17 protein-coding genes, 2 pseudogenes and 1 riboswitch are annotated in these 23,133 nt (G+C 34.2%); of the genes and pseudogenes, 14 read left to right on the top strand and 5 right to left on the bottom strand.

Annotation, left to right across the window (positions count from 1 at the left end):
* Positions 1-180 precede the first annotated feature (180 nt).
* The 7 genes and pseudogenes from ACXGSQ_RS01875 (at position 181) to ACXGSQ_RS01845 (ending at position 9,769) form a co-directional block, all read left to right on the top strand.
* Entirely contained in the window at positions 181-3,267 is a 3,087-nt protein-coding gene (locus ACXGSQ_RS01875; RefSeq protein WP_458627955.1) for a SusC/RagA family TonB-linked outer membrane protein, read from the top strand.
* Between the two features lie 12 nt (positions 3,268-3,279).
* Positions 3,280-4,725 carry a RagB/SusD family nutrient uptake outer membrane protein gene (locus tag ACXGSQ_RS01870; RefSeq protein ID WP_458627954.1) on the top strand — a complete coding sequence of 482 codons (1,446 nt, stop codon included), beginning with the start codon at positions 3,280-3,282 and terminating at the stop codon, positions 4,723-4,725.
* 15 nt (positions 4,726-4,740) lie between these two features.
* Positions 4,741-5,739 carry a PKD domain-containing protein gene (locus ACXGSQ_RS01865; RefSeq protein WP_458627953.1) on the top strand — a complete coding sequence of 333 codons (999 nt, stop codon included), beginning with the start codon at positions 4,741-4,743 and terminating at the stop codon, positions 5,737-5,739.
* 40 nt (positions 5,740-5,779) lie between these two features.
* Positions 5,780-6,694: a polysaccharide lyase family 7 protein gene (locus tag ACXGSQ_RS01860; protein ID WP_458627952.1), complete on the top strand. Its 915-nt coding sequence runs from the start codon at positions 5,780-5,782 to the stop codon at positions 6,692-6,694.
* Positions 6,695-6,858: 164 nt separating this feature from the next.
* Positions 6,859-7,572 carry a FadR/GntR family transcriptional regulator gene (locus ACXGSQ_RS01855; protein ID WP_458627951.1) on the top strand — a complete coding sequence of 238 codons (714 nt, stop codon included), beginning with the start codon at positions 6,859-6,861 and terminating at the stop codon, positions 7,570-7,572.
* A 10-nt stretch (positions 7,573-7,582) separates the two neighbouring features.
* Positions 7,583-8,977 (top strand): MFS transporter, encoded by a 1,395-nt coding sequence (locus ACXGSQ_RS01850; RefSeq protein WP_458627950.1) that lies wholly within the window; start codon positions 7,583-7,585, stop codon positions 8,975-8,977.
* A gap of 28 nt (positions 8,978-9,005) precedes the next feature.
* Positions 9,006-9,769 (top strand): annotated as a pseudogene (locus ACXGSQ_RS01845) (SDR family NAD(P)-dependent oxidoreductase).
* Between the two features lie 62 nt (positions 9,770-9,831).
* On the opposite strand, the gene ACXGSQ_RS01840 reads toward ACXGSQ_RS01845, so the two are convergent.
* On the bottom strand, positions 9,832-10,851 hold the full coding sequence (locus ACXGSQ_RS01840) for a LacI family DNA-binding transcriptional regulator (protein WP_458627949.1): 1,020 nt from the start codon (positions 10,849-10,851) through the stop codon (positions 9,832-9,834).
* Positions 10,852-10,997: 146 nt separating this feature from the next.
* On the opposite strand from ACXGSQ_RS01840, the gene ACXGSQ_RS01835 reads away from it, so the two are divergent.
* From ACXGSQ_RS01835 to ACXGSQ_RS01815, 5 genes are all read left to right on the top strand, one after another.
* On the top strand, positions 10,998-12,044 hold the full coding sequence (locus ACXGSQ_RS01835; protein ID WP_458627948.1) for a PfkB family carbohydrate kinase: 1,047 nt from the start codon (positions 10,998-11,000) through the stop codon (positions 12,042-12,044).
* Between the two features lie 3 nt (positions 12,045-12,047).
* On the top strand, positions 12,048-12,716 hold the full coding sequence (locus ACXGSQ_RS01830; protein ID WP_458627947.1) for a bifunctional 4-hydroxy-2-oxoglutarate aldolase/2-dehydro-3-deoxy-phosphogluconate aldolase: 669 nt from the start codon (positions 12,048-12,050) through the stop codon (positions 12,714-12,716).
* Positions 12,717-12,719: 3 nt separating this feature from the next.
* A complete protein-coding gene (locus tag ACXGSQ_RS01825) occupies positions 12,720-13,235 on the top strand; it encodes a LacI family DNA-binding transcriptional regulator (RefSeq protein ID WP_458627946.1) in 516 nt (171 codons plus the stop codon).
* Positions 13,236-13,633: 398 nt separating this feature from the next.
* On the top strand, positions 13,634-14,554 hold the full coding sequence (locus ACXGSQ_RS01820) for a T9SS type A sorting domain-containing protein (RefSeq protein ID WP_458627945.1): 921 nt from the start codon (positions 13,634-13,636) through the stop codon (positions 14,552-14,554).
* A 171-nt stretch (positions 14,555-14,725) separates the two neighbouring features.
* Positions 14,726-15,565 carry a DMT family transporter gene (locus ACXGSQ_RS01815; protein ID WP_458629304.1) on the top strand — a complete coding sequence of 280 codons (840 nt, stop codon included), beginning with the start codon at positions 14,726-14,728 and terminating at the stop codon, positions 15,563-15,565.
* Positions 15,566-15,606: 41 nt separating this feature from the next.
* Here ACXGSQ_RS01815 and metF read toward each other — a convergent pair whose 3' ends face one another.
* The 4 genes and pseudogenes from metF to ACXGSQ_RS01795 form a co-directional block, all read right to left on the bottom strand.
* Positions 15,607-16,560 carry a methylenetetrahydrofolate reductase [NAD(P)H] gene (gene metF / locus ACXGSQ_RS01810; protein WP_458627944.1) on the bottom strand — a complete coding sequence of 318 codons (954 nt, stop codon included), beginning with the start codon at positions 16,558-16,560 and terminating at the stop codon, positions 15,607-15,609.
* A 114-nt stretch (positions 16,561-16,674) separates the two neighbouring features.
* Positions 16,675-19,421 (bottom strand): annotated as a pseudogene (gene metH, locus ACXGSQ_RS01805) (methionine synthase).
* Positions 19,421-20,422, bottom strand: coding sequence for a homocysteine S-methyltransferase family protein (locus ACXGSQ_RS01800; RefSeq protein WP_458627943.1), 1,002 nt, complete (start codon positions 20,420-20,422; stop codon positions 19,421-19,423). The pseudogene metH and the gene ACXGSQ_RS01800 overlap by 1 nt, the downstream one beginning before the upstream one ends.
* Before the next feature lie 60 nt (positions 20,423-20,482).
* Positions 20,483-21,652 carry a trans-sulfuration enzyme family protein gene (locus tag ACXGSQ_RS01795; protein ID WP_458627942.1) on the bottom strand — a complete coding sequence of 390 codons (1,170 nt, stop codon included), beginning with the start codon at positions 21,650-21,652 and terminating at the stop codon, positions 20,483-20,485.
* Positions 21,653-21,752: 100 nt separating this feature from the next.
* Positions 21,753-21,876: riboswitch (SAM riboswitch) on the bottom strand.
* Between the two features lie 135 nt (positions 21,877-22,011).
* On the opposite strand from ACXGSQ_RS01795, the gene ACXGSQ_RS01790 reads away from it, so the two are divergent.
* The gene (locus ACXGSQ_RS01790; RefSeq protein ID WP_458627941.1) at positions 22,012-22,602 is read left to right on the top strand and encodes a HupE/UreJ family protein; all 591 of its coding nucleotides are present in this window, start codon (positions 22,012-22,014) and stop codon (positions 22,600-22,602) included.
* A gap of 105 nt (positions 22,603-22,707) precedes the next feature.
* Positions 22,708-23,106 (top strand): deoxycytidylate deaminase, encoded by a 399-nt coding sequence (locus ACXGSQ_RS01785; protein ID WP_458627940.1) that lies wholly within the window; start codon positions 22,708-22,710, stop codon positions 23,104-23,106.
* Positions 23,107-23,133 lie beyond the last annotated feature (27 nt).

Raw genomic sequence — 23,133 nt, 5'->3', positions numbered from 1 at the left:
GAAAACGTTGTAATTAACAAATATTTATATATATTTGGTAAACCAGTTTGGTAAACCAAATTGGTTTACCAAAAAAATATAGGATTTGCCCCGACTTAACATATATATTATATGCCTACTATTCAAGTATTTGTGGAATAACCAATTATTAAGTAACTAATTTAATCTAAACAATGAATTATGAATTTAAAAGTTAAACTCATTACTATTATTACACTGTTTTTTAGTGTGATAGTCTTTGCTCAAGAGACTTATACCTTAAAAGGTACCGTCACTTCGGCAGTTGATAACATGCCCATACCAGGTGCAAACATTATAGTTGTCAAAACTACTAGAGGTACATCAACCGATTTTGATGGAAATTACCAACTCGATGTAAATAAAGGAGATGTAGTACAATTTTCATACATAGGTTATGTCACTCAAACTATTGTTATCGATAGTCAAAAAACGTTAAATGTAGCTTTAGCAGAAGATTCTAATTCGTTAAGTGAAGTTGTCGTTATTGGTTATGGGACACAAAAGAAAAGTCATTTAACAGGAGCCATCTCTAAGGTTGTAAATGAAGACTTAGATCAAATAGCTGTAGCACGTGTAGATGACGCACTTGTTGGTCAGGTGTCAGGTGTTAATATCGCAGCCACAGAAGGTGAAGCTGGTTCTGCTCCAACGATTACAATTCGTGGTGCGGGTTCAATTACAGGGAACTCTACTCCTTTAATTGTTGTTGATGGATTAGTTGTTGATTCAGATTATTTAGGATCATTAGATATGAATGATGTAAAATCTTTTGAAGTATTAAAAGATGCAGCATCTTCTTCAATTTATGGTTCTCGTGGTGCTAACGGTATCATTATGATTACAACTAAAGATGGTAAAGAAGGTGAAACAAAATTTAGCTTAAATACCTTTACGGGGTTTAAAGAAGCTAGACAAAGTGATGCGTATACCTTTAGTGTACAGGAAACTGCAGCAGCCGAATTAGCAGCAACAGGAACTTTGTCTGATAGAACAAAATACAAACAACTTATTAATGCAAATACAAATTGGCAAGATGTTATTTTTGATGGCGGTACTATTACAAGTCATTCGTTTTCAGCAAGAGGTGGTAGTAAAAGAACAAAATTTAGTACAGCTTTAAGTTATATCCATGATGAAGGTGTTTTATTAACAGATGATTATAAAAAATACAGCCTTAAATTAAAAGTAGATACGAAATTAGGTGAAAAGTTTAGATTTGGTGTAAACCTTACGCCTTCTATAACATCAAGACGTCGATTCGATGGTTCTACGCACGATATCTTACGTCAACCATCGTGGTTGCCAGTATATTTGGATGAAAACAATATTCAGTTTGTAAATAGATTAAGAGATGGAGGAGCGTATGCAGATGCACAAATTGGGGATTATGCATTACAACGTATGTTCGATAATTATGATTTAGATACAGGAACACCATTAGCTAGTGGTGGAACAAGTATTAGTAATACATCAAACACCAATCCTGTTGCTAAGATCTTAGAACGTGATCGTACAGATGATAAATTCAAAATTTTTGGTAGTATCTATAGTCAATATGATATAACAGACGCTTTAAGTGTTAGAGCTTCTGTAGGTGGAGATTTACAGTATACTAAAAGACGTCGATGGCAAGGTGTAGAAGCAAGTAGAAATGGAGCGTCAGCAGCACAATTAGATTTATTTAATGAGAAGCGCACACACATGTCTACTGATGGTTATTTTTCTTATAATAAGGATTTTGGAAAACATGATGTTTCAGGTGTTGCTGGTTTTGCAGCAGAGGAATGGGATTTTAGTAATGATTGGATCTCTGGAAATGGATATGAAACGGATAAATTACAAACCATATCGGCAGCCACGTCTATTATAGATTTTGGTTCAGAAGAATATGAAAAATCATTATTCTCAGTTTTTGCTAGAGCTAATTATGCTTATGATGATAAATATTTATTCTCAGCTAGTTTTAGACGTGATGGGAGTTCAATTTTTGGAGATAACTTTAAATATGGAAACTTCCCTGCTTTTTCTGCAGGATGGAATGTTACTAACGAGCGTTTCTTAGAAGAAAGTAATATCATTAGTAAATTAAAATTACGTATCAGTTATGGATTTACAGGAAACGACGTTTTAGATACTAATATTAATCAATTAGATCATTTTCCATCGTATTCTTTAATTGGTTCAACAACAGCAGTGATCGACGGAAGTATCGCCAATGGCTATAATCCATTAAATATTGCTAATGCCGATTTACAATGGGAGCGTTTAAGAGAAATAAATCCAGGTGTCGATTTTGGATTTGCAAACAATGTTATTACAGGTTCATTCGATTATTATGATAGAACAAGTGATCAATTATTGCTTTATAATCCAATATCATCAACTACAGGATTTCAAGATGCTTTAGTTAACAGAGGAGAAGTGAGAAACAGTGGTATAGAATTAGAATTGCGTTCGCGTAACTTCTCAAAAGAGAATTTTTCTTGGAATTCTACACTTATAGCTTCTAAAAACAAAAATGAATTACTTGATTTTGCGGAATCAAATGGTCAAATTCAATTTGTAGATGATAAAAGAGCTGCAGAGTGGATTAATTTAGAAGGTAACCCAATTTCTTCTTTTTATGGATGGGTCGTAGATTCTGAAATTCCATTAGAATACATTTCTAACCCTTACCATCCAATTGGAGGTCAAGCACAAGATGTTTATGTTAAAGATTTAAATGGTGATGGTTTAATTGATGACGATGATAAAACAATCTTAGGTAATCCTTATCCAGATTTAGTTTGGAGTTTTTCTAATGATTTTAAAATTTACAATTTCGATTTTTCTTTTATGTTCCAAGGAAGTCATGGCGCTGAAATTAGAAACATGGCAGATCAATATATATTTAATCAATTTAACTCTGCTCAAGATTTTATTTCATCAACACCTAATCAAGGATTCATTAAAGAGAAAATATTTACAAACTCTATTATCCAAGACGCATCTTATGTGGCGTTAAGAACGGTAAATATTGGGTATACATTACCAAGTAGTGTTGCTGAGACTTTAAAGATTACGAAACTTAGAGTATATGCAACAGGTCAAAATTTATTGTACTTCACTGCAGATAATTACACAGGATTTAATCCAGAGTCAATTTATCATACTTCTGGTACACAACTGTCTACAACTTATGGATACCAAAGAGGTGGTTCTCCAATAAACAGGACGATATCATTAGGATTAAATGTAGAATTTTAATAAAAAATTAAAATGAAAAATATAACAAAACACATTAAAAAGCTTAATCTATTAATTCTTGCTGTAGCGGTATTTTCATGCAGCGAAGATTATTTAGGTCCAGAACCAACGTCTGTACTTAATGCAGCGACATTTTTTGAAACTGAAGCAGATTTAGATGCGACACTTATAAACATGTACGACGGCATTCAAGGTGTCAACTCAACGAGTAACAATGATAATCATGGGATACAGATCGAGTTTTATCTTACTGAAATGCGAAGCGATAACACCAGAACTAAAAGTAGTGAAGGTGAAGCCGCTCAATTTGAAAACTATACGATTCAGGCAACAAATGGTTTTGTTGGTGATTATTACAGAAGTTTTTATAATGTAATTTTTAGAGCAAATACCGTTTTAGAGCATTTAGATGTTGCAACTCCCGAAAACTTAGCAAAGATTGAAGGTGAAGCAAAATTTGTACGTGCCTATGCTTATTTTAACTTGGTGCGTTTATATGGAGATATACCTTTAGTAGATAAAGTTTTAGAAATATCTGATCCAGATTACAATTCTATGGCATATACTAGAGTTGATAAATCAATAGTCTATGATTTAATAGAAAGTGATTTACTTACAGCAATTAATGGTTTAGATAATTCTTCAAAATCAAGAGCTTCTAAAGCTGCTGCACAAGCATTGTTAGCTAAAGTTTACTTAACATTAGGGACTAATTATTTAGATGCTCAAATTTTATGTGAGGATATTATGAATAGTGGATTTGCTTTAGAACCTAATTTTAAAGATGTATTCTATAATGAGTTAAATAACGAAATTATATTTTCTATTGGTTTTGAAGGAGATTCTCAAGATAGCCAAAACTTCTCTGCAGAATGGTTAAATGCTGTTGGTAGAACAAGTGGTGTAAACTATACCACTGCAGATGTAAGAACAGCATTGAATGATTTAGGTGGAGATAGAACAGAATATTCGTTTCGTGTAGATGTTGAACAACCAACACAATTTCAAGTTGTAAAGTATCTTCCTAATGGAGATGATTCTTTAGGTATTGCACCGACATCAACAGATCCAACTTCTGCTGGTAATGATTGGATTGTTTTACGTTATGCTGATGTGCTTTTAATGCATGTTGAAGCAATAATGGCTGGAGGTAATCAGACCACAGTACAGGCGGCAAGAGATTCTTTTAACGAGGTAAGACTTAGAGCAAATATGCCAACTATTGATGCGCCAAACCCTATTACAAAACAAGAATTGTTAGATGAAAGACGCGTAGAATTAGCTTTTGAAAATCATAGATTATTTGATTTAATTCGTTTTAACGAAGCTCAAAATGTACTATCAGCATTTTCTGCATCAACTAACGGAAGCTTTTCTGCAACCGATCTTTTATTACCAATACCACAAAGAGAAATTAACTTAAGTAACGGTGTCTTAGAACAAAACCCTGGTTACTAAAAAAATATATTAACAATGAAAAATCAGATAAAAAATACATTTTGGGCTGTCCTTGCGGTAGCATCCATCTCAATGTTTAATAGCTGTGAAGATTTTGAGCAATATGAACCTTTAGGTTCAAACTCTATAGCTGATGCAACCCCCCCTAGTGCAAGTTTCTCGTATTCACAAGGAGCAGGTACAGGTGATATTTGGAAAACTTACACATTCGCCAATGGTTCTACAAGTGCCACAACTTATGCTTGGGATTTTGGTGATGGTAACACATCTACAGATGTAGATGCCGTTAACACGTATCCAGGAGAAGGGACTTTTACAGTGACGTTAACAGCTTCAGATGATTTAGGTGTAGAAAGTACTACATCTCAAGAAATTGTAATTGTAGAGCCAGAAGAGCCATTAGTGCCAGATCCAGTTTTAGTGAATGCCGATTTTGATAAACTTCCTAAATCTTCAGGTTCTGATTGTTCTTGTTCTGGATGGATTAATAAGAGTATTGGAGATCAAGGAGAATCTAGTTCTGGAAACGGTGGTTCAAATAACGTCCTTAAATATGATAATAATGAGCCTGATATAACATACCAAGAGTTTGAAGTGGTGCCCAATGCGGATTATACAATTTCTTTAGTGACTTCGTTTAAAGGTTCAGAAGGAGGTATGTATCCTAGTGTTCTTGAAGTGAGAGTTTTAGCGGGTTCTGGATATATTGATGGGTATTCAGCAACATATTATTCTCAGACGGTTGATTTTCCTCAAGATGATTATGGGTACACAACTATAGCACAAGTAGAAGATCCTGCAAATAATCTTTTAGTTGAGACTATAAATAATCCTAATAATGAAGATTACAACACTACGACTTACACTTTTAATGCCGGAGCAAATAACAGTGTTGCGCTTTACATTAGAGGTATAGGTGGACCTAGCACTGGCGGTGGAGGTGGTGACTTTGGATTTAATAGTGGAGATGAAGAAATTCGAATTGACACTGTAACTATTGTTGCTAATAATTAATTTATAAAGTAAAAAAGATATAACATAAAGACTGATACTTATGTCAATAAAATTTAAAACAACGATTCTTATCATATTAGTGTCAGTCTTTACTGTTAATTGTCAAGTCAATCAATCCGTTTCAAACAATAATATAGAAACGAGTAAGCAAAAGAAAAAAAAGAAGAAAAAAAGAAAAAAACACAAATTACCTAATATCGATTTAAGTCATTGGAAAGTGACGTTGCCAGTTGCAAATGAAAAGGGTAAGCCTTATGAAATAGAGCCGCCAGAGATTTTAAATTTTGCAAGTATTGATATTGCCAAACCTTATATGTATATAGATTCTACAAGAGGTGCAATTGTATTTCATGCTATGCCTACAGATTCTAAAACTAAAAACACAAAATATACAAGGTCAGAATTAAGAGAGCAAATGGTGCCAGGAGAAAACAATGTAAACTGGACATTTGAAGAAGGCGGAACAATGAAAGGTAAGCTGGCAATGGATGAGGTTACTAAAGATGCTAATGGCAAGTACCATCGTGTCATTATAATGCAAATCCATGGTAGGTTAACTAATGAACAACGTGACTTAATAGGTGAAGATGATAATAATGCTCCACCGATGTTAAAAATTTATTGGGATAAAGGTAAAATAAGAGTAAAAACGAAAGTTTTAAAGAACTTAAATGCTTCAGATACTGAAATATTACATGAAGATGCCTGGGATGATGATGAAGGTTTCAATTTTGAAGAGGAAGTTGGTTTTAAAAAGTTCACATTAGAAGTTAAAGTTTCAGACGGAAAAATGCTAATCATTTTAAATAATAGAGAATACAAAGCTTATGAAAGTATTCATATTAAAAAATGGGGAGTATTTGAAAATTATTTTAAAGCAGGGAATTACTTTCAATCGCGAGATGAAGGCTCCTTTGCCAAAGTAAGATATTATGAATTAGAAGTGAGTCATTAAAAAGTATATTTGAGTTAGTCGTTTATCGAATTCTACTGTTGTTTAGTTGATTAAGTGGGATTCTTTGAACGCTAATAAATAGTTTTTTTAGATTAGTATTTGAGTATTATTTATATAACTTTAACGCCATTAATCTGGATAACCAATTTATAAGTTTTTAAAATATGAAATTAAAAATATTAACAAAAGTAGATAATCTCGATACGCAAAAGACCATAATTTCTAAAATAGGTGAGCTTATAAATTTTAAAAATCTTGAACCTGGTGACAAGTTACCTTCAGAAAGAATGTTATCTGAAAAATTTGGGGTATCACGAAGTATTGTAAGAGAAGCCATTCAAAAACTAGAATTATACGGCTTATTAGATTCAATTCCGCAAAGTGGAACATTTGTCGCTAATATCGGTGTTATTGCAATGAATGGAATGATTGAGGATATTCTCAAATTAGAAGATCCCGATTTTAAAGATTTAGTAGAGACTCGAATTTTGTTAGAATTAAAAACAGTACGCTTAGCGTCGCTTAGGAGATCAGATGAAGATCTAGAAAAAATTAAAGACGCCTTAGATGCGTATTCTAAAAAGGTACAAAAAGGTGAGGATGCCGTACAAGAAGATTTGTTATTTCACTTGGCTATAGCAAGAGCTAGTAGAAACAGTATAATGAATAATTTTATGTTAATAATTACACCAGAAATCATAACGAATTTTGAAAAATATCATGTCTGTGATAAAAATTTAGCCAGACAAGGTATTAAGGAACATAATGACATTTATGAAGCCATAAAAAGTCAAGATCCAAAACTAGCAAAACAAAAAATGAAAGAACACTTTAGTGTGTTGTATCAGTATTGTTATAATATTAAAAAGTCGTCTTAATTCAATTTAAATGAAAAAAACAGGTAGAAAATTAATAGGATTAAGATGGTGGGTCGTGGCGTTAATCGCTCTTGCTACGATTATTAATTATATAGATCGTACGTCATTAAGTGTCCTTTGGCCAGAAATAGCTAAGGATTTGTATCCTGGACATACAGCGGATGAAACAAAGGAAATTTACGCATTAATTTCAATAATTTTCGTTTTTTCATATGCGTTTGGACAAGCCATATTTGGTAAAATTTTCGATTGGGTTGGTACTCGAATGGGATTTGTACTCTCAATTGGGGTCTGGTCTATCGCTACGGCATTACATGCTTTTGCTAATGGTATTTTAAGTTTCGGAATATTCCGTGCCATATTAGGGGTGTCAGAAGCTGGGAACTGGCCTGGTGCAACTAAAGGTAACGCGGAATGGTTTCCTACAAAAGAACGTGCGCTTGCCCAAGGAATTTTTAATTCTGGTGCCGCCATCGGTGGAATTATTTCTATTCCATTAATTGCGACTTTATCAATATATTTTAGTTGGAAAGCGATATTCATTCTTATAGGTCTAGCAGGTTTACTTTGGTTAATTCCTTGGTGGATTTTAGTAAAAGCAGCTCCGAAAGATCATCCTTGGATTTCAGATGAAGAGCGTGAATATATTTTAACAGGTCAAAAAAACGAAGATTTTGATGGAGATGGTGTCGAAGATCAAGAGTATAATCCAAATACGGGAGAATTACTTGGGCATAAACAAAGTTGGGGTGTCATTTTAGCGTCGGCAGCAATCGATCCTATTTGGTGGTTATTTGTTTTTTGGATTCCAATCTATCTGAATGAAGTTTTTGCTATGGATGTAAAATCAATGGCGTTATACGGTTGGGTGCCTTATGCAGGTGCAATGGTAGGAGCGTATTATGGTGGTATTCTAGCACGAAATAAGCTTAAAAAAGGTTGGAGTGTTGATAAAACACGTAAAATGGTAATTACACTTGGTTGTTTAATCATGCTTCCAGCATTATTGGCTATGGCAAACCCACTTGGGATTGAAACTGGAGTGATTAGTTTCTTAAATAGTATTGGTGTCGTAGATATGGCCATAACCGATATGCAAAATCCGGGTGCTACAACAGCTGTGATATTAATGGCCGTTATTTTATTTGGTTTCCAAGCCGCAATTGGAAATGTTCAGACGTTGCCTAGTGATCTTTTTAGTGGGAAAACCGTAGGATCTTTAGCTGGCTTTTCTGGTATGGCCGCTAAACTTACAGCTGCTGGTTTAACCTATTTAGTTCCATGGCTAACTAGTGGTGGAAATTATACACCAGCTTTTGTAATAGGAGCAACTTTATCACTGTTAACCTTAGCTAGCGTGTGGATTTTTATCCCAAAAGTGAAACCAGTGATAAGAAAAGTATAACATAATTATATATATTAAATTAATAAAGATGAGTGAGAATAAAGGAAAAGTAGCTATAGTTACAGGAGCAACAGGTGGTATTGGTTTTGAAGTGGCAAAACGATTAGGTAAAGACGGATATACTGTATTTTTAAATGGTATTGATGATGCTGCTGGAGCAGAACGAATTAAAGAACTTGCTGCAGAGGGCGTCGATGCAGAGTATTACGGATTTGATGTTACAAAAGAAGATGAAGTTACAGCAAACATCAAAAAAATTGGTGATAAATACGGTAGAATAGATGTACTTGTAAATAACGCTGGTGGTTTAGGGGGAGATCTCGCTTTGAAGAAATGACAACTGAATTTTACAGAAATGTAATGGCACTTAACCTAGATTCAGTATTCTTTGCTTCAAGAGCAGCTATACCTTACTTAAAAAAAGGAGATCATCCTTCTATAATTAACTATACGTCTAATGCAGGATGGACTGCCGGTGGACCAGGAGCTGGAATTTACGGAACATCTAAAGCTGGTGTTCATGCTATAACTAGAGCCTTAGCAAAGGATTTAGCAGAATACGGAATTAGAGTGAATGCAGTATCTCCAGGGACAATTGATACACCGTTCCATGCACAAATTAAAGCGACTAAACCAGAAGTTTTTGCTTCATGGGCTAATAATATTATGTTAGGACGATTAGGTCAGCCAGAAGATGTGGCAGGAGTTGTGTCGTTCTTAGCAAGTAAAGATGCTTCATTTATAACTGCAGAAACCATCCAAATTGGTGGTGGACAAGCTTTAGGTATCTAAAGCGTAAGCTAAATAATATGATATTAATTATGCGTTATTGTAGAGATACAATAACGCATTTTTTATTTCGAAGAATCCCTAACTATTAATTCAGCTTTCAATATTATTTTATTTAAACGCTGCTTTAGTTGAGGTTCATCAACGCGTTTAAGAAATGTTTCAGCAGCAAGACGCCCAATAGCTTTACTGTGTTGTTTTACACTCGATATGGAAGGAGTGACTAACGACGTAAACGGTTCATTTCCAAATCCAATTAACCGGATTTCTTCTGGCACATTAATCTTATTTTCATTCAGAATTTGTAAGGCACCTAAAGCAGCATAATCACTTGCTATATATACAGCATCAGGTCTGTTCTCTAGTTGAAGTAAGCGTTCCATTTCACGTCTACCATCTTCAAGTGTTAAAGAACTTTCAATAATTAAACGGTCATCTATTGGTAGGTTGTTTTTCTTTAAAGCATCCACATAACCCTTAATTCGGTTATTAAAGATACGCGTTCGTCTATAACCTCCAATATGGGCAATGCGTTTACATCCTTTTTCAACTAAATGTTCTACAATCATATGACTACTGTCGTAATCATTGATTCCAACATAATCCACATTTAAGTCGTTTTCACCTCTATCAAATAGTATTAGCGGAATTCCTTTAGACTTTATTTTTTCATAATGAGACAAATCAACGGTTTCATTAGCCATAGAGGCAATGATACCATCAACCTGAGTGAATAGTAAAGTATCTATGTTTTTGCATTCCTTTTCAAAAGACTCATTAGATTGTGTGATGATGATGTTGTAGCCCGCTTTATTAAGTACGGCTTCCATGTGTTCTAAAACCGAAGAAAAGAAGTTACTATTGGTTCTTGGTACAATAACACCGACCAAATTACTTTTTCCTTTTCGTAAAGCACTAGCTAAATGGTTGGGCTGATAGTCTAATTCTTTAGCAATACGCTTAACTGCTTTTTTTGTTTTCTCACTAATGCGCGAATCATCATGCATGGCTTTAGAAACGGCAGCAGGTGAGATGTTTAAGGCAGTTGCAATGTCTTTTAGGGTAGTTCTTTTTTTATTCGCCAAGTTTTTATATATTTGCTTAATCGATTAAGCAAATATAATAGTTTAACCATAAGAATCAAAGCTTGTACGTTTTGATTTATTTTTAAAACAATTGGTTAATCGATTAACCAAATTGAATTTTATAACTAAATAAACAAATATTCAGAATGAAAAAAGTAGTCACTTTTGGAGAAATTATGCTAAGATTAGCACCTCAAGGTTTTTTAAGATTTTCTCAAGCTAATAATTTTGATGTCATCTATGGTGGTGGTGAATCTAACGTTGCGGTTTCTTTAGCAAACTATGGTGTGCCTGTTGATTTTGTAACACGTTTACCAAAGAATGATATTGGAGAATGTGCAATGATGGAAATGCGTAAAAGAGGTGTTGGAGTCGATAAAATTATCTATGGTGGTGACCGTTTAGGAATTTATTTCTTAGAAACAGGTGCTGTAAGTAGAGGTAGTAAAGTAGTATATGATAGAGCGCATTCTGCAATTTCTGAAATTGAACCAGGAATGGTAGATTGGAAAGCTGTTTTTAAAGATGTGGCTTGGTTTCACTGGACAGGTATTACACCGGCAATTTCTCAGGGTGCAGCCGATGCATGTTTAGAAGCTGTAAAAGTGGCTAGCGAAATGGGAGTGACTATTTCTACGGATTTAAATTATAGAGCAAAACTTTGGACGTTCTGTGATGATGCACATAGAGAAAAAATAATGACGGAATTAACTTCGTATTGTGATATTATTTTAGGAAACGAAGAAGATGCTGAAAAGCACTTTGGTATTCATCCTGATGGTTTAGATGTTCATAAACATGGACATGATGTAAAAGCAGAAGCCTTTTTATCTGTATGTAAGCAAATGATGGAGAAATTTCCAAGAGCTAAAAAAGTAATCACAACTTTAAGAGGATCTATTTCTGCGTCTCATAATACGTGGGCAGGTGTGTTATATGATGGTAAAAAAATGTACGAAACACGTCAATACCAAATTACAGATATTGTTGATCGTGTTGGTGGTGGTGATTCATTTATGGGAGGATTAATCTACGGATTATTAAAATATCCTGAAGATGATCAAAATGCATTAGACTTTGCTGTTGCAGCCTCATGTTTAAAACACACTATAAAAGGTGATGCTAACTTAGTCACAGTTGCAGAAGTAGAAAAATTAATGGGAGGTGATGCCTCAGGACGTGTAGCAAGATAAATTATGGCAAATTATACAAGAATAGAAGTCGCAAATGTTATGAAACAAACCGGAATGGTACCATTGTTTTATAACGCAGATTTAGAAATTAGTAAAAAAGTAATCAAGGCTACTTATGATGGTGGTGCACGATTATTAGAATTTACAGCAAGAGGTGATTTTGCTCACGAAGTTTTTGGTGAGCTTAATAAATGGGTGCTTAAAGAATTACCGGGAATGATTATGGGTGTTGGTTCTGTTACAGATGCAGCATCAGCGTCTCGATTTATGGCTTTAGGTGCAAATTTTATTGTGACCCCCGTTTTAAGAGAAGACATTGCAATTGTTTGTAATAGACGTAAAGTCGCTTGGTCTCCAGGATGTGGTTCTTTAACCGAAATCTGTAGAGCGGAAGAACTTGGATGTGAAGTTGTAAAATTGTTTCCAGGTGGTATTTATGGACCTGATTTTGTTAAGGCTATTCGTGGTCCACAACCTTGGACGAGTATTATGCCAACAGGTGGTGTTTCGCCAACAAAAGAAAATCTTGAAGGTTGGTTTAAAGCTGGAGTCACTTGTGTTGGAATGGGCTCTAAATTGATTGCAAAAGGTGCAGATGGTAGCTATGATTTAGCTAAAATTGAATCAGATACCAGAAATGCATTAAGTATTATTAGCGCACTAAAATCTTAAGAATTGAAATCGGCAGCTGTAACTATAAAAGAACTTTCATTTTTATCAGGATATTCTATATCTACGGTATCTAAGGCTTTAAATAATAAGCATGAAATTAGTAAAGCGACACGCGATACAATTAAAACTATAGCAGAACAGTATAATTATGTTCCAAATAATTATGCTGTTTCTCTTCGGATGCAAAAAACAGGGTCTATAGCTGTAATTATACCCGAAATTACCGAAATATGTTATAGCCATTCACTTAGTCATTTACAAAAATCAGCTGAAAGTTTTGGGTATAGAATACTATTTTACCAATCCTTTAATTCGAGTACTAAAGAGTTAAACTACATAAAGAGCCTCAGTGATGGGTCCATCGATGGTATTATCGTTGTCTCTTCAGAGCATAAACATAAATCACAATATACAAATAGTTCGTTTCCTATTGAATTTGTAAATATTGATAGGCATCACTCTATTGAAGACATAAAACAACGTTCACATCTTAGTCTAGTTAATGTTTTAAAAGGATAGGAAACTAAAGATGTAGCATTTGGACTTTATACTCTACGAGAAATGAGATTGGTAATCTTTTCTTCTACCATAGAATTGCAACGTTACATTTTATAAGATTGAATTGGGCTTCTATAAATTTCTTATTAGATCTTATAAAAGTTAGAGCATCGTATTACATATGTATTTGGCAATAATCAGAGTTTATGGTAATAAGTATAGGTATGTTAATTTATTGTCTATTATATGAAATAAAGGTTTGTTTTTTATTAAAATGACTTAAAATATCAAAGTTTTTTATCAATTTAATTGCGAAAACGTTATCGGTTTTGATTTTTTTGTTATATTTGGTAAACCAGATTGGTAAACCAATTTAGTAAGTGTAACTAAATGAATAATAATTAATTAAAACTTCGATTATGAAAACAAAACTACTTTTTACATTATCTTTATTAGTAACCGCTTTGGGTTATGCTCAAGTGCAACCCGTTGTCCATAATGCTGTTTTTGATAAAATAGCTAAGAATGAAGGTACGGATTGTTCTTGTGCTGGATGGATAAATAAAGATATTGCTGACCAGGGGGAATCTTCTACAATGGAAGGAAATGAGGTCTTAAAATTAGATGACTTAGAATCTGATGGTATTTATCAAGAAGTTGCTGTTGTTGCTGAGAGTAATTATACGCTAGATTTAGAATATACTTATAAGGATGATCCAACAACTACAAATTATATTGAAGTAATCATCCTAAAAGGGAGTGCCTATGTAGACGGGTATACACCGCTTTATGCTATACCTTCAGAGGCATTACAAGATGGCTTTGGTTATAATACTGTAGCTGCAGTAGAGGATACCGCTAATCAATTAGCATATACTACAATTGTTCCTCCAGGAAATGAAGATACAAACGCTATGCCGCAGTTAACTTTTAATACCGGAACGGAGACGAGTATTGCTATATTTATTAGAGCAGTTGGTCCATATGATGCAGCAGCACATGGAGATTCGGGTAAAGATAAAGGTTGGATGAATGGGGACTCTGAAATTAGATTAGATAATCTAGCTTTAGTTAATACAACAGTATTATCAACAAAAACATTTTCAGCGTCTAGTTTAAACGTTTACCCTAATCCTGCGAAGTCATTTTTAACTATCAAGTCTTCTGATGATACTCAGATTGATTCCGTAGAGTTATATTCTGTCCTTGGTAGAAAGGTATTGACAATAAAAAAATTAATAAACGATACTGTTGATGTTTCAGAATTGACAACTGGTGTTTATTTGGTTAAAATAAATTCTGGTAATAATTCAGTGACTAAACGTATTGTAGTTGAGTAGTTGATTTATATTTAGTAAAGTTAAAGAGCAGCTTAAATTTTTAAGTTGCTCTTTTTTTAGTTAAAACATCAATTCGAAATTAATTGATAAAACGATATAGAATAGCCCTCGTTTTTATACGTAAATTGCCTGCTCTAAAATGAGTATAATAGTCACCATTAAAAAAAACATATTCTGAAAAAAGCAATACAATACATGATAATAAGTGCTTTAGCATTTACATTTTTAAATGTATTTGTAAAGTCCTTAAACCATTTTAGTGTTTATCAAATTGTGTTTTTTAGAGCTTTAGGCTCTTTGTTTTTTACCATACCATTTTTATTAAAAAACAGGATTTCTTTAATAGGAAATAAAAGAGGATTAATGATAATGCGAAGTATTGTCGGTCTTATCTCAATGACCTTATTCTTTTTATCCTTAAAATATATTGCTATGGGAACAGCAGTTTCTTTGAGGTATGTAGCTCCTATTTTCGCTACATTTTTCGCATTATTTATACTAAAGGAGAAGATAAAACCTGTTCAATGGTTGTTTTTTGGAATTGCATTTACTGGCGTATTAATATTGAAGGGTTTTGATGATGATACCGATATTCAACTTCTTGGAGTGATTTTAGCGTTAACTTCAGCCTTATTCGCAGGCTTCGTTTATATTTTTATTCGTAAAATAGGAAGTGCAGATCACCCCGTTGTAATCGTCAATTACTTTATGATTATTTCTGCAGTAATTGGAGGACTGCTATCTATTTCGAGCTGGGTAAACCCTATAGGTAACGAATGGTTTGTTCTTATGAGTTTAGGGGTGTTTGGGTATTTTGCCCAATTGTATATGACAAAAGCCATGCAAGTTGGGGAAACCAATCAAGTGGCACCATTAAAATACCTTGAAGTCATATTTACCATAATTATTGGCTTAATCTGGTTTAAAGAAGTCTACACCATTTGGAGTTTAGTGGGTATAATATGTATTGTTTTAGGTTTAACTCTAAATGTTATGACTAAAAAGAAATAAAGTTTTAGACCTTTTAAAATTTTAATTAAACTCTTCAACTGTTAAAACAACTCAGAGGCAATAGCTTTTACGTTGTCGCTTTTTCCCATAGAGTAATAATGTAATACTTGGACACCCGCTTGTTGGAGTTCTTTAGATTGTTCAATAGCCCATTCTACACCAACTTGTCTGACTTGTTCATTGGTTTTACAGCTTTCTATAGCGTCTATTAAATTTTCAGGTAAATCAATTTTAAAGACTTGTGGTAATAATTGTAAATGGCGTTTTACAGCAATAGGTTTGATACCTGGAATTATAGGTACATTAATGCCTTCGGCTCTAGCTGCTTCAACAAATTCAAAATATTTTTTGTTATCAAAAAACATTTGGGTTACTACATAATCAGCACCAGTATCTACTTTTTGCTTTAAGCGTTTTAGATCTGTTTTTAGTGACGGAGCTTCTAAGTGTTTTTCAGGATAACCAGCAACACCAATACAAAAATCAGATTTACCATCAGTTTCAATCACATCATGTAAATAATGTCCTTTATTCAGATTTTGAATTTGACTAACGAGGTCTTTTGCAAATTGATGGCCTCCATTACAAGCTTCAAAATATTTTTGATGTTTCATAGCATCACCACGCAAAGCCATCACATTATGGATACCCAAATAATGACAATCCACCAGTAAGTACTCCGTTTCCTCTTTTGTAAATCCCCCACACAATACATGCGGCACCGTATCGACATTATATTTATGCGATATGGCCGCACAAATACCCACAGTTCCAGGTCGCATACGTGTGATTCTACGATCTAAAAGCCCTTCTTTTTCAATATACAAATACTCCTCTCTAGAGGTGGTAACGTCTATAAAAGGCGGCTTGAATTCCATTAAAGGATCTATATTATTATACAATTGTTGTATGCTATTTCCTTTTTTTGGTGGAATGATTTCAAAGGAAAATAAGGTTTTTCCGTTCGCGTTTTTTATGTGGTCTGTTACTTTCATAGTATTGCCTGCGAAAGCAGGTATCTCTTTAATGTTTAATCTTAATTTTTTATAGACATTATTTTTTGACTTGCAAGGTTTTTAAAATCTGCTAGGTCTATAATTATAACTCTATTAATCTGCAATATTAGGACTCAACCATTTTGTTGCTTCCTCATTTGAAATGTCTCTTCTTTTAGAATAATCTTCCACTTGGTCTTCTTTTATCTTTCCTAATCCAAAATATTTGGCTTCGGGATTTCCAAAATAATAACCACTAACACTTGCCGCTGGCCACATGGCTAAACTTTCCGTGAGTTTTACTCCAATGGTTTCTTCTACATTTAAAAGTTTCCAAATGCTGGTCTTTTCTAAATGGTCTGGGCAAGCAGGATAACCAGGTGCGGGACGAATACCTTTATACTGTTCCTTTATTAAATCGGCATTAGTTAAGTTTTCGTTTTTTGCATAGCTCCAATGTTTGGTTCTGACTTCTTTGTGCAGGTATTCCGCAAAAGCTTCTGCCAAACGATCAGCTAAGGCTTTAATCATAATGGAATTATAATCGTCGTGTTCCGCTTCAAATTGAGCAGCTAATGCTGCTGTTCCAAATCCTGTGGACACACAAAAACATCCTATATAATCTTGTTTTCCTGAAACTTTAGGTGCAATAAAATCGGCTAGTGCAATATTGGGTTTACCTTGGGCTTTTTTGGATTGCTGACGAAGGGTTAAGAATTTTAATTTGTCTCGTCGAGTGCCGTCGAGATCTTTTTCTGAGATCCTGAATTTGAGACCTCTCGACTGCGCTCGAGGTGAGATTTTTCTATATTAACCTCAATATCATCATCATTAACCGTATTGGCTTCAAACAAACCAAAAATGGCTTTTGCTTTTAAAAGCTTTTCGTTAAAAATGCGTTTCAACAATTCTTGAGCATCGGCAAATAATTCTGTGGCTTGTTCGCCAACCACATTATCCGTTAAAATCTCTGGATATTTTCCATGTAAGTCCCAACTTCTAAAAAACGGTGACCAATCAATAAATTCTTCCAATTTAGTGATGTCAAAATCTTCTATAACTTGAATGCCTAATTGTTTTGGTTTTACAATTTCAGAAGTATTCCAATCAATCTTAAACTTGTTTTTTCGAGCTTCAGTAAGCGTTAAATATTCTTTTTTTCTGGTTCGTTTTAAGAATTGTTCTCTAAACAAATCATACTCTTCACGAATCTGATTTTTATATATTATGCTATCTGATTTTAGTAAATCGCCAACGACAGTTACCGCTCTCGAGGCATCATTAATATGTACCACTGTATTGTTATAGTGCGGTGCAATTTTTACAGCAGAATGCGCTCTAGAGGTTGTTGCACCACCAATAATAAGTGGGATTTTTACATTCTGTTTTTCGAGTTCTTTAGAAACATAGACCATTTCATCTAGCGAAGGCGTAATTAAGCCACTTAAACCAATAATATCTACTTTTTCTTTAATGGCGGTTTCAATAATTTTTTCTGGTGGTACCATAACACCAAGGTCAATGATTTCGTAATTATTACAACCTAACACAACGCTTACAATATTCTTTCCAATATCATGAACATCACCTTTTACTGTCGCCATTAAAATTTTACCAGCGAACTCTTGTTTGCCGTCTTTTTCAGCTTCAATAAACGGTTGTAAATAAGCGACGGCTTTTTTCATTACGCGAGCCGATTTTACCACCTGAGGCAGAAACATTTTACCGCTTCCAAATAAATCGCCAACCACATTCATCCCAATCATTAAATGACCTTCTATAACTTCAATGGGTTTGGCGGATGCCAATCGTGCTTCTTCAACATCTTCCAAGATAAAGGCATCAATACCTTTTACTAAAGCATGTGTAATTCGATTTTGCAACGGATGACTTCTCCATTCTAAAACCTTATCCTCGTGTTCCTTTTTTTGTCCTTTTACCGATTCGGCGAAATCTAATAAGCGTTCTGTAGCATCCTCACGTCTGTCAAATAAAACATCTTCAACACGTTCTAATAAATCTTTGTCGATTTCATCGTAAACTTCTAACATGGTTGGATTTACAATGCCCATATTCATACCGTTTTTAATGGCATGATATAAAAAGGCAGAGTGCATGGCTTCACGAACGATATTGTTTCCTCTAAACGAAAACGACACATTGCTCACACCTCCAGAAACGTTAGCATATGGTAAATTTTCACGAATCCATTTGGTCGCTTCAAAAAAGTCGAGCGCATTTCTGCGATGTTCCTCCATACCTGTGGCTACTGGAAAAATATTAGGGTCAAAGATGATGTCTTGCGCAGGAAATTGAAGTTCGTTCACTAAAATATGATAGGAACGTCTACAGATTTCGATTCGTCTGTTGTAAGTGTCCGCTTGGCCGTCTTCATCAAAAGCCATTACCACAACTGCGGCTCCGTAACGTTTGATGAGTTTGGCGTGGTGTTTAAATTGCGCTTCGCCTTCCTTTAAACTTATAGAGTTAACCACGCATTTTCCTTGTGCAACTTGCAAACCAGCTTCAATGATTTCCCATTTAGAACTATCTATCATTAAGGGGATTCTAGAAATATCGGGCTCTGAAGCGATGAGGTTTAAAAAGGTCGTCATGGCATAAACCCCATCGAGCATCCCTTCATCCATATTAACATCTAGAATTTGTGCGCCTCCATCGACTTGGTCTCTGGCAACTTCTAAGGCTTCATCGTATTTTTCTTCTTTAATTAACCGAAGAAATTTTCGAGAACCAGTTACATTGGTGCGTTCTCCAATATTAATAAAGTTACTGTCTGGCGTTACCACTAACGGTTCTAAGCCAGATAAGGTTAAGTATTTCTTACAATCAGATTCTGCCATTATGCTAATTCTTGTATTAATCTTGGTTTGTAGTTTTTTGCGACATCTGCAATGGCTTTAATATGCGCGGGACTAGTGCCACAACAGCCGCCAATAATATTGATAAGGTTATTTTTAAGGTAGTCTTCAATATAGCCTTGCATTTGTTTTGGTGTTTCGTCATATTCTCCAAAAGCATTTGGTAATCCCGCATTTGGGTGTGCTGAGGTATAGAAATTCGTTTCGTTAGATAAACGCTGTAAATACGGTTTTAACTGTTGCGCGCCAAGGGCACAATTAAAGCCAACACTTAATAAGGGAATATGTGATATTGAGGTTAAAAATGCTTCTACGGTTTGTCCGGATAGGGTTCTTCCTGAAGCATCCGTTATGGTTCCAGAAACCATAATTGGAATAGCAATATGGCGTTCTTCTTTGACTTCTTCAATGGCAAATAAAGCGGCTTTTGCATTTAAAGTATCAAAAATAGTTTCCACTAAAAGTAAATCGGCACCGCCATCAATTAAGGCTTCTACTTGTTGTTTATAGGCAATACGTAATTCGTTAAACGTAATGGCTCTGTATTCTGGGCGGTTAACATCTGGTGATAAACTTGCGGTTTTGTTTGTTGGTCCAATACTACCTGCAACAAAACGCGGTTGATCAGGATTTGCTTTTGTGAATTTATCTGCCACTTCTTTGGCGATTTTAGCCGATTCAAAATTCAATTCATACACCAAATCTTCCATGTCATAATCTGCCATGGCAATGGTGGTTCCAGAAAAGGTATTGGTTTCCACAATATCAGCACCAGCTTCAAAATATTTAGCGTGAATTTCAGCTATAGCTTTTGGTTGGGTTAAGGATAACAAATCGTTATTGCCTTTTAAAGGAGATGGGTAATCCTTAAAACGTTCGCCTCTAAAGTCTTCTTCCGAGAAGTTATATTGTTGCAACATGGTTCCCATGGCTCCATCTAAAACCAAGATTCGTTTTTGTAATTCGTCTTTTATTGTGCTCATAATATGTATGTGTTCTCGATACAATTTTATTCCGATGTCATAAAATCACTCGAACTGACCTTAGTTTTCTAAAGCCTGTTTTAAATCGTTAATAATATCTTCAGGATGTTCTAAACCGACAGAAATTCGTATTAATCCTGAAGTGATGCCGGTTTCTAATCTTACATCTTCTGGGATTTTAGCATGTGTTGTTGATGCTGGATGTGTTACAATAGTTCTAGTGTCTCCTAAGTTTGCAGATAGTGATAATAATTTAATGGAGTTTAGAAAGTTTCTACCGGCTTCAATGCCTCCTTTTATTTCAAAAGCCACAACGTTTCCGCCTAATTTCATTTGTTGTTTGGCTAATTCGTATTGCGGGTGTGATTTTAGAAATGGATATTTTACAACATTCACATTCTTATGAGACTCTAAAAAGGTAGCAACTTTTAAGGCATTATCACAATGTCTATCGACTCTAACTGCTAAGGTTTCTAAACTTTTAGATAACACCCAAGCGTTAAATGGAGATAAAGCAGGACCTGTATTTCTAGAAAACAAATAAATTTTCTGAATTAAATTGGAACTCCCCACAACAACACCTCCTAAAACGCGGCCTTGGCCATCCATTAATTTGGTGGCAGAATGAATGACTAAATCGGCACCAAATTTTATAGGTTGTTGTAAATATGGTGTTGCAAAACAATTGTCGATAATAAATATAAGTCCATGCTTTTTAGCGATATCTCCTAAACGTTGTAAGTCTAAAATATCTACAGCAGGATTTGTTGGGCTTTCTGCATAAATCACTCTGGTATTGGGTTGAATTAGACTTTCAATGGTATCTAATTCATCCATTTTAAAGTAGCTCGTTGCAATGTTCCATTTTGGCAATATGTTATTAAATAGGGTTTGCGTAGAACCAAAAATACTACGACAAGATACAATGTGATCTTCAGAATTTAATAAGGCTGCAAATGTTGAAAATACAGCAGACATACCAGAAGCAAAGGCGTAACCACGTTCTGCACCTTCCATTTTACAAACTTTTTCTACAAATTCAGAAGTGTTAGGATTGGAATAGCGACTGTAAATATTCCGTTGTTTTTCGTCTGCAAAAGAGGCACGCATATCTTCAGCATCTTCAAAAACATAACTCGATGTGAGGTATAAAGGGCTTGAATGTTCTAAGTATTGCGAACGTTCAATCTGTGTACGTATAGCTTGTGTTTCAATGTGTTTGGAACTCATTTTCTAATCATTTGATAATATCAAAAAAACAAATACGTCGTAGACGCAATTTTCTAGAAAATGTTATAAAGAGTAGTAATTACAGATGAGTAATTAGGTTTGGTTATCTATCCAATTTCGCGATAAATGAATCGCCAATTAAGTAGAATTTAGCACCTTCTTAATAAATTTAAGGGTTGCTAAGGCTTCAATGGGTCTAATCCCTCCACCTTTCTTGATAACATTTCAGTAAGTTATTTGAACTTTGTGTGTTACAATATTCCGAAAGAAAATAGGATTACACAAATTTTATTCACTTTATTTTAATGGAAACATATTGCATTTTAATTGTAACTTTGGTTTTCCCAAATACAATAATTATGTTAGAAAATTTCTGGTTTAATGTGCAATATGGCATGAACCATGTTTTAGATATTAATGGCTATGACCATATTCTTTTTTTAATGGTATTAGCTGTGCCTTATGTTTTTAATGATTGGAAGCGCGTTCTTTTCTTAGTAACAACATTTACCTTAGGTCATACATTATCATTGGTTTTAGCGGCATATGGTATTGTGAGTATTAATGGTGAATTAGTAGAATTTTTAATACCAGTTACTATTTTAATTATGGCACTTTATAACGTGTTTACGGCGGGTAAAAAATCGAAAAACAATAAAATAGGATTGTTGTTTTTTACCACTTTATTTTTCGGAATTATACACGGCTTAGGTTTTGCAAGAGAGTTTAAAATGTTTTCAGGACAATCGGAAAATAAATTGGAACTTCTTGTTGAATTTGCTTTAGGGATTGAACTTGCTCAAGTTATAATTGTCTTTATAGTCTTATTTATAGGGTTTTTATGTCAAACAGTCTTTAGATTTTCGCGGCGCGATTGGGTTATGGTGATTTCTGCTGTTGTAACGGGCTTGGTTATTCCTATGCTCATAGAAAGTGATTTTCTAAAATAAACCAAAAAGTTTGGTAAAACTTTAACGAGAAGTAAATGGCTTGTAAAATACTATCCCTTTATCTTCGTTACTAACAACATAACCTCTGTTTAATACTAATATTTAATGCCAAAAACAAAACAGTTACGTTACGATAAAGCTTATTTACGTATAGCACAAGAATGGGGTAAACTATCCCATTGCAAGCGAAAACAAGTAGGAGCTCTTATAGTTAAGGATCGAATGATTATTTCTGATGGCTATAATGGTACACCAACGGGTTTTGAGAATTATTGCGAAGATGATGAAGGCTACACTAAATGGTATGTGTTACATGCTGAAGCCAATGCTATATTAAAAGTAGCATCATCTACACAATCTTGTAGAGGTGCAACCTTATATATTACATTGTCTCCTTGTAAAGAATGTAGTAAGTTAATTCATCAGGCAGGGATTGTAAGAGTTGTTTATAATCAGGATTATAAGGACTGTTCAGGAGTTGATTTTCTGAAAAAGCAGGTATAGAATTAGAACTTATTGAAGATTTAAATA

Source organism: Winogradskyella sp. PC D3.3 (assembly GCF_054366245.1).
Note: the sequence above shows the minus strand (reverse complement) of the source record. Positions and strands in the feature narration are given on the sequence as shown.

What these genes read in the sequence shown, in the direction of transcription:
- ACXGSQ_RS01875 (WP_458627955.1), top strand. Translation starts at nt 181, where the DNA reads ATGAATTTAAAAGTTAAACTCATTACTATTATTACACTGTTTTTTAGT.
- ACXGSQ_RS01870 (WP_458627954.1), top strand. Translation starts at nt 3,280, where the DNA reads ATGAAAAATATAACAAAACACATTAAAAAGCTTAATCTATTAATTCTT.
- ACXGSQ_RS01865 (WP_458627953.1), top strand. Translation starts at nt 4,741, where the DNA reads ATGAAAAATCAGATAAAAAATACATTTTGGGCTGTCCTTGCGGTAGCA.
- ACXGSQ_RS01860 (WP_458627952.1), top strand. Translation starts at nt 5,780, where the DNA reads ATGTCAATAAAATTTAAAACAACGATTCTTATCATATTAGTGTCAGTC.
- ACXGSQ_RS01855 (WP_458627951.1), top strand. Translation starts at nt 6,859, where the DNA reads ATGAAATTAAAAATATTAACAAAAGTAGATAATCTCGATACGCAAAAG.
- ACXGSQ_RS01850 (WP_458627950.1), top strand. Translation starts at nt 7,583, where the DNA reads ATGAAAAAAACAGGTAGAAAATTAATAGGATTAAGATGGTGGGTCGTG.
- ACXGSQ_RS01835 (WP_458627948.1), top strand. Translation starts at nt 10,998, where the DNA reads ATGAAAAAAGTAGTCACTTTTGGAGAAATTATGCTAAGATTAGCACCT.
- ACXGSQ_RS01830 (WP_458627947.1), top strand. Translation starts at nt 12,048, where the DNA reads ATGGCAAATTATACAAGAATAGAAGTCGCAAATGTTATGAAACAAACC.
- ACXGSQ_RS01820 (WP_458627945.1), top strand. Translation starts at nt 13,634, where the DNA reads ATGAAAACAAAACTACTTTTTACATTATCTTTATTAGTAACCGCTTTG.
- metF (WP_458627944.1), bottom strand. Translation starts at nt 16,560, where the DNA reads ATGAAAGTAACAGACCACATAAAAAACGCGAACGGAAAAACCTTATTT.
- ACXGSQ_RS01800 (WP_458627943.1), bottom strand. Translation starts at nt 20,422, where the DNA reads ATGAGCACAATAAAAGACGAATTACAAAAACGAATCTTGGTTTTAGAT.
- ACXGSQ_RS01795 (WP_458627942.1), bottom strand. Translation starts at nt 21,652, where the DNA reads ATGAGTTCCAAACACATTGAAACACAAGCTATACGTACACAGATTGAA.
- ACXGSQ_RS01790 (WP_458627941.1), top strand. Translation starts at nt 22,012, where the DNA reads ATGTTAGAAAATTTCTGGTTTAATGTGCAATATGGCATGAACCATGTT.
- ACXGSQ_RS01785 (WP_458627940.1), top strand. Translation starts at nt 22,708, where the DNA reads ATGCCAAAAACAAAACAGTTACGTTACGATAAAGCTTATTTACGTATA.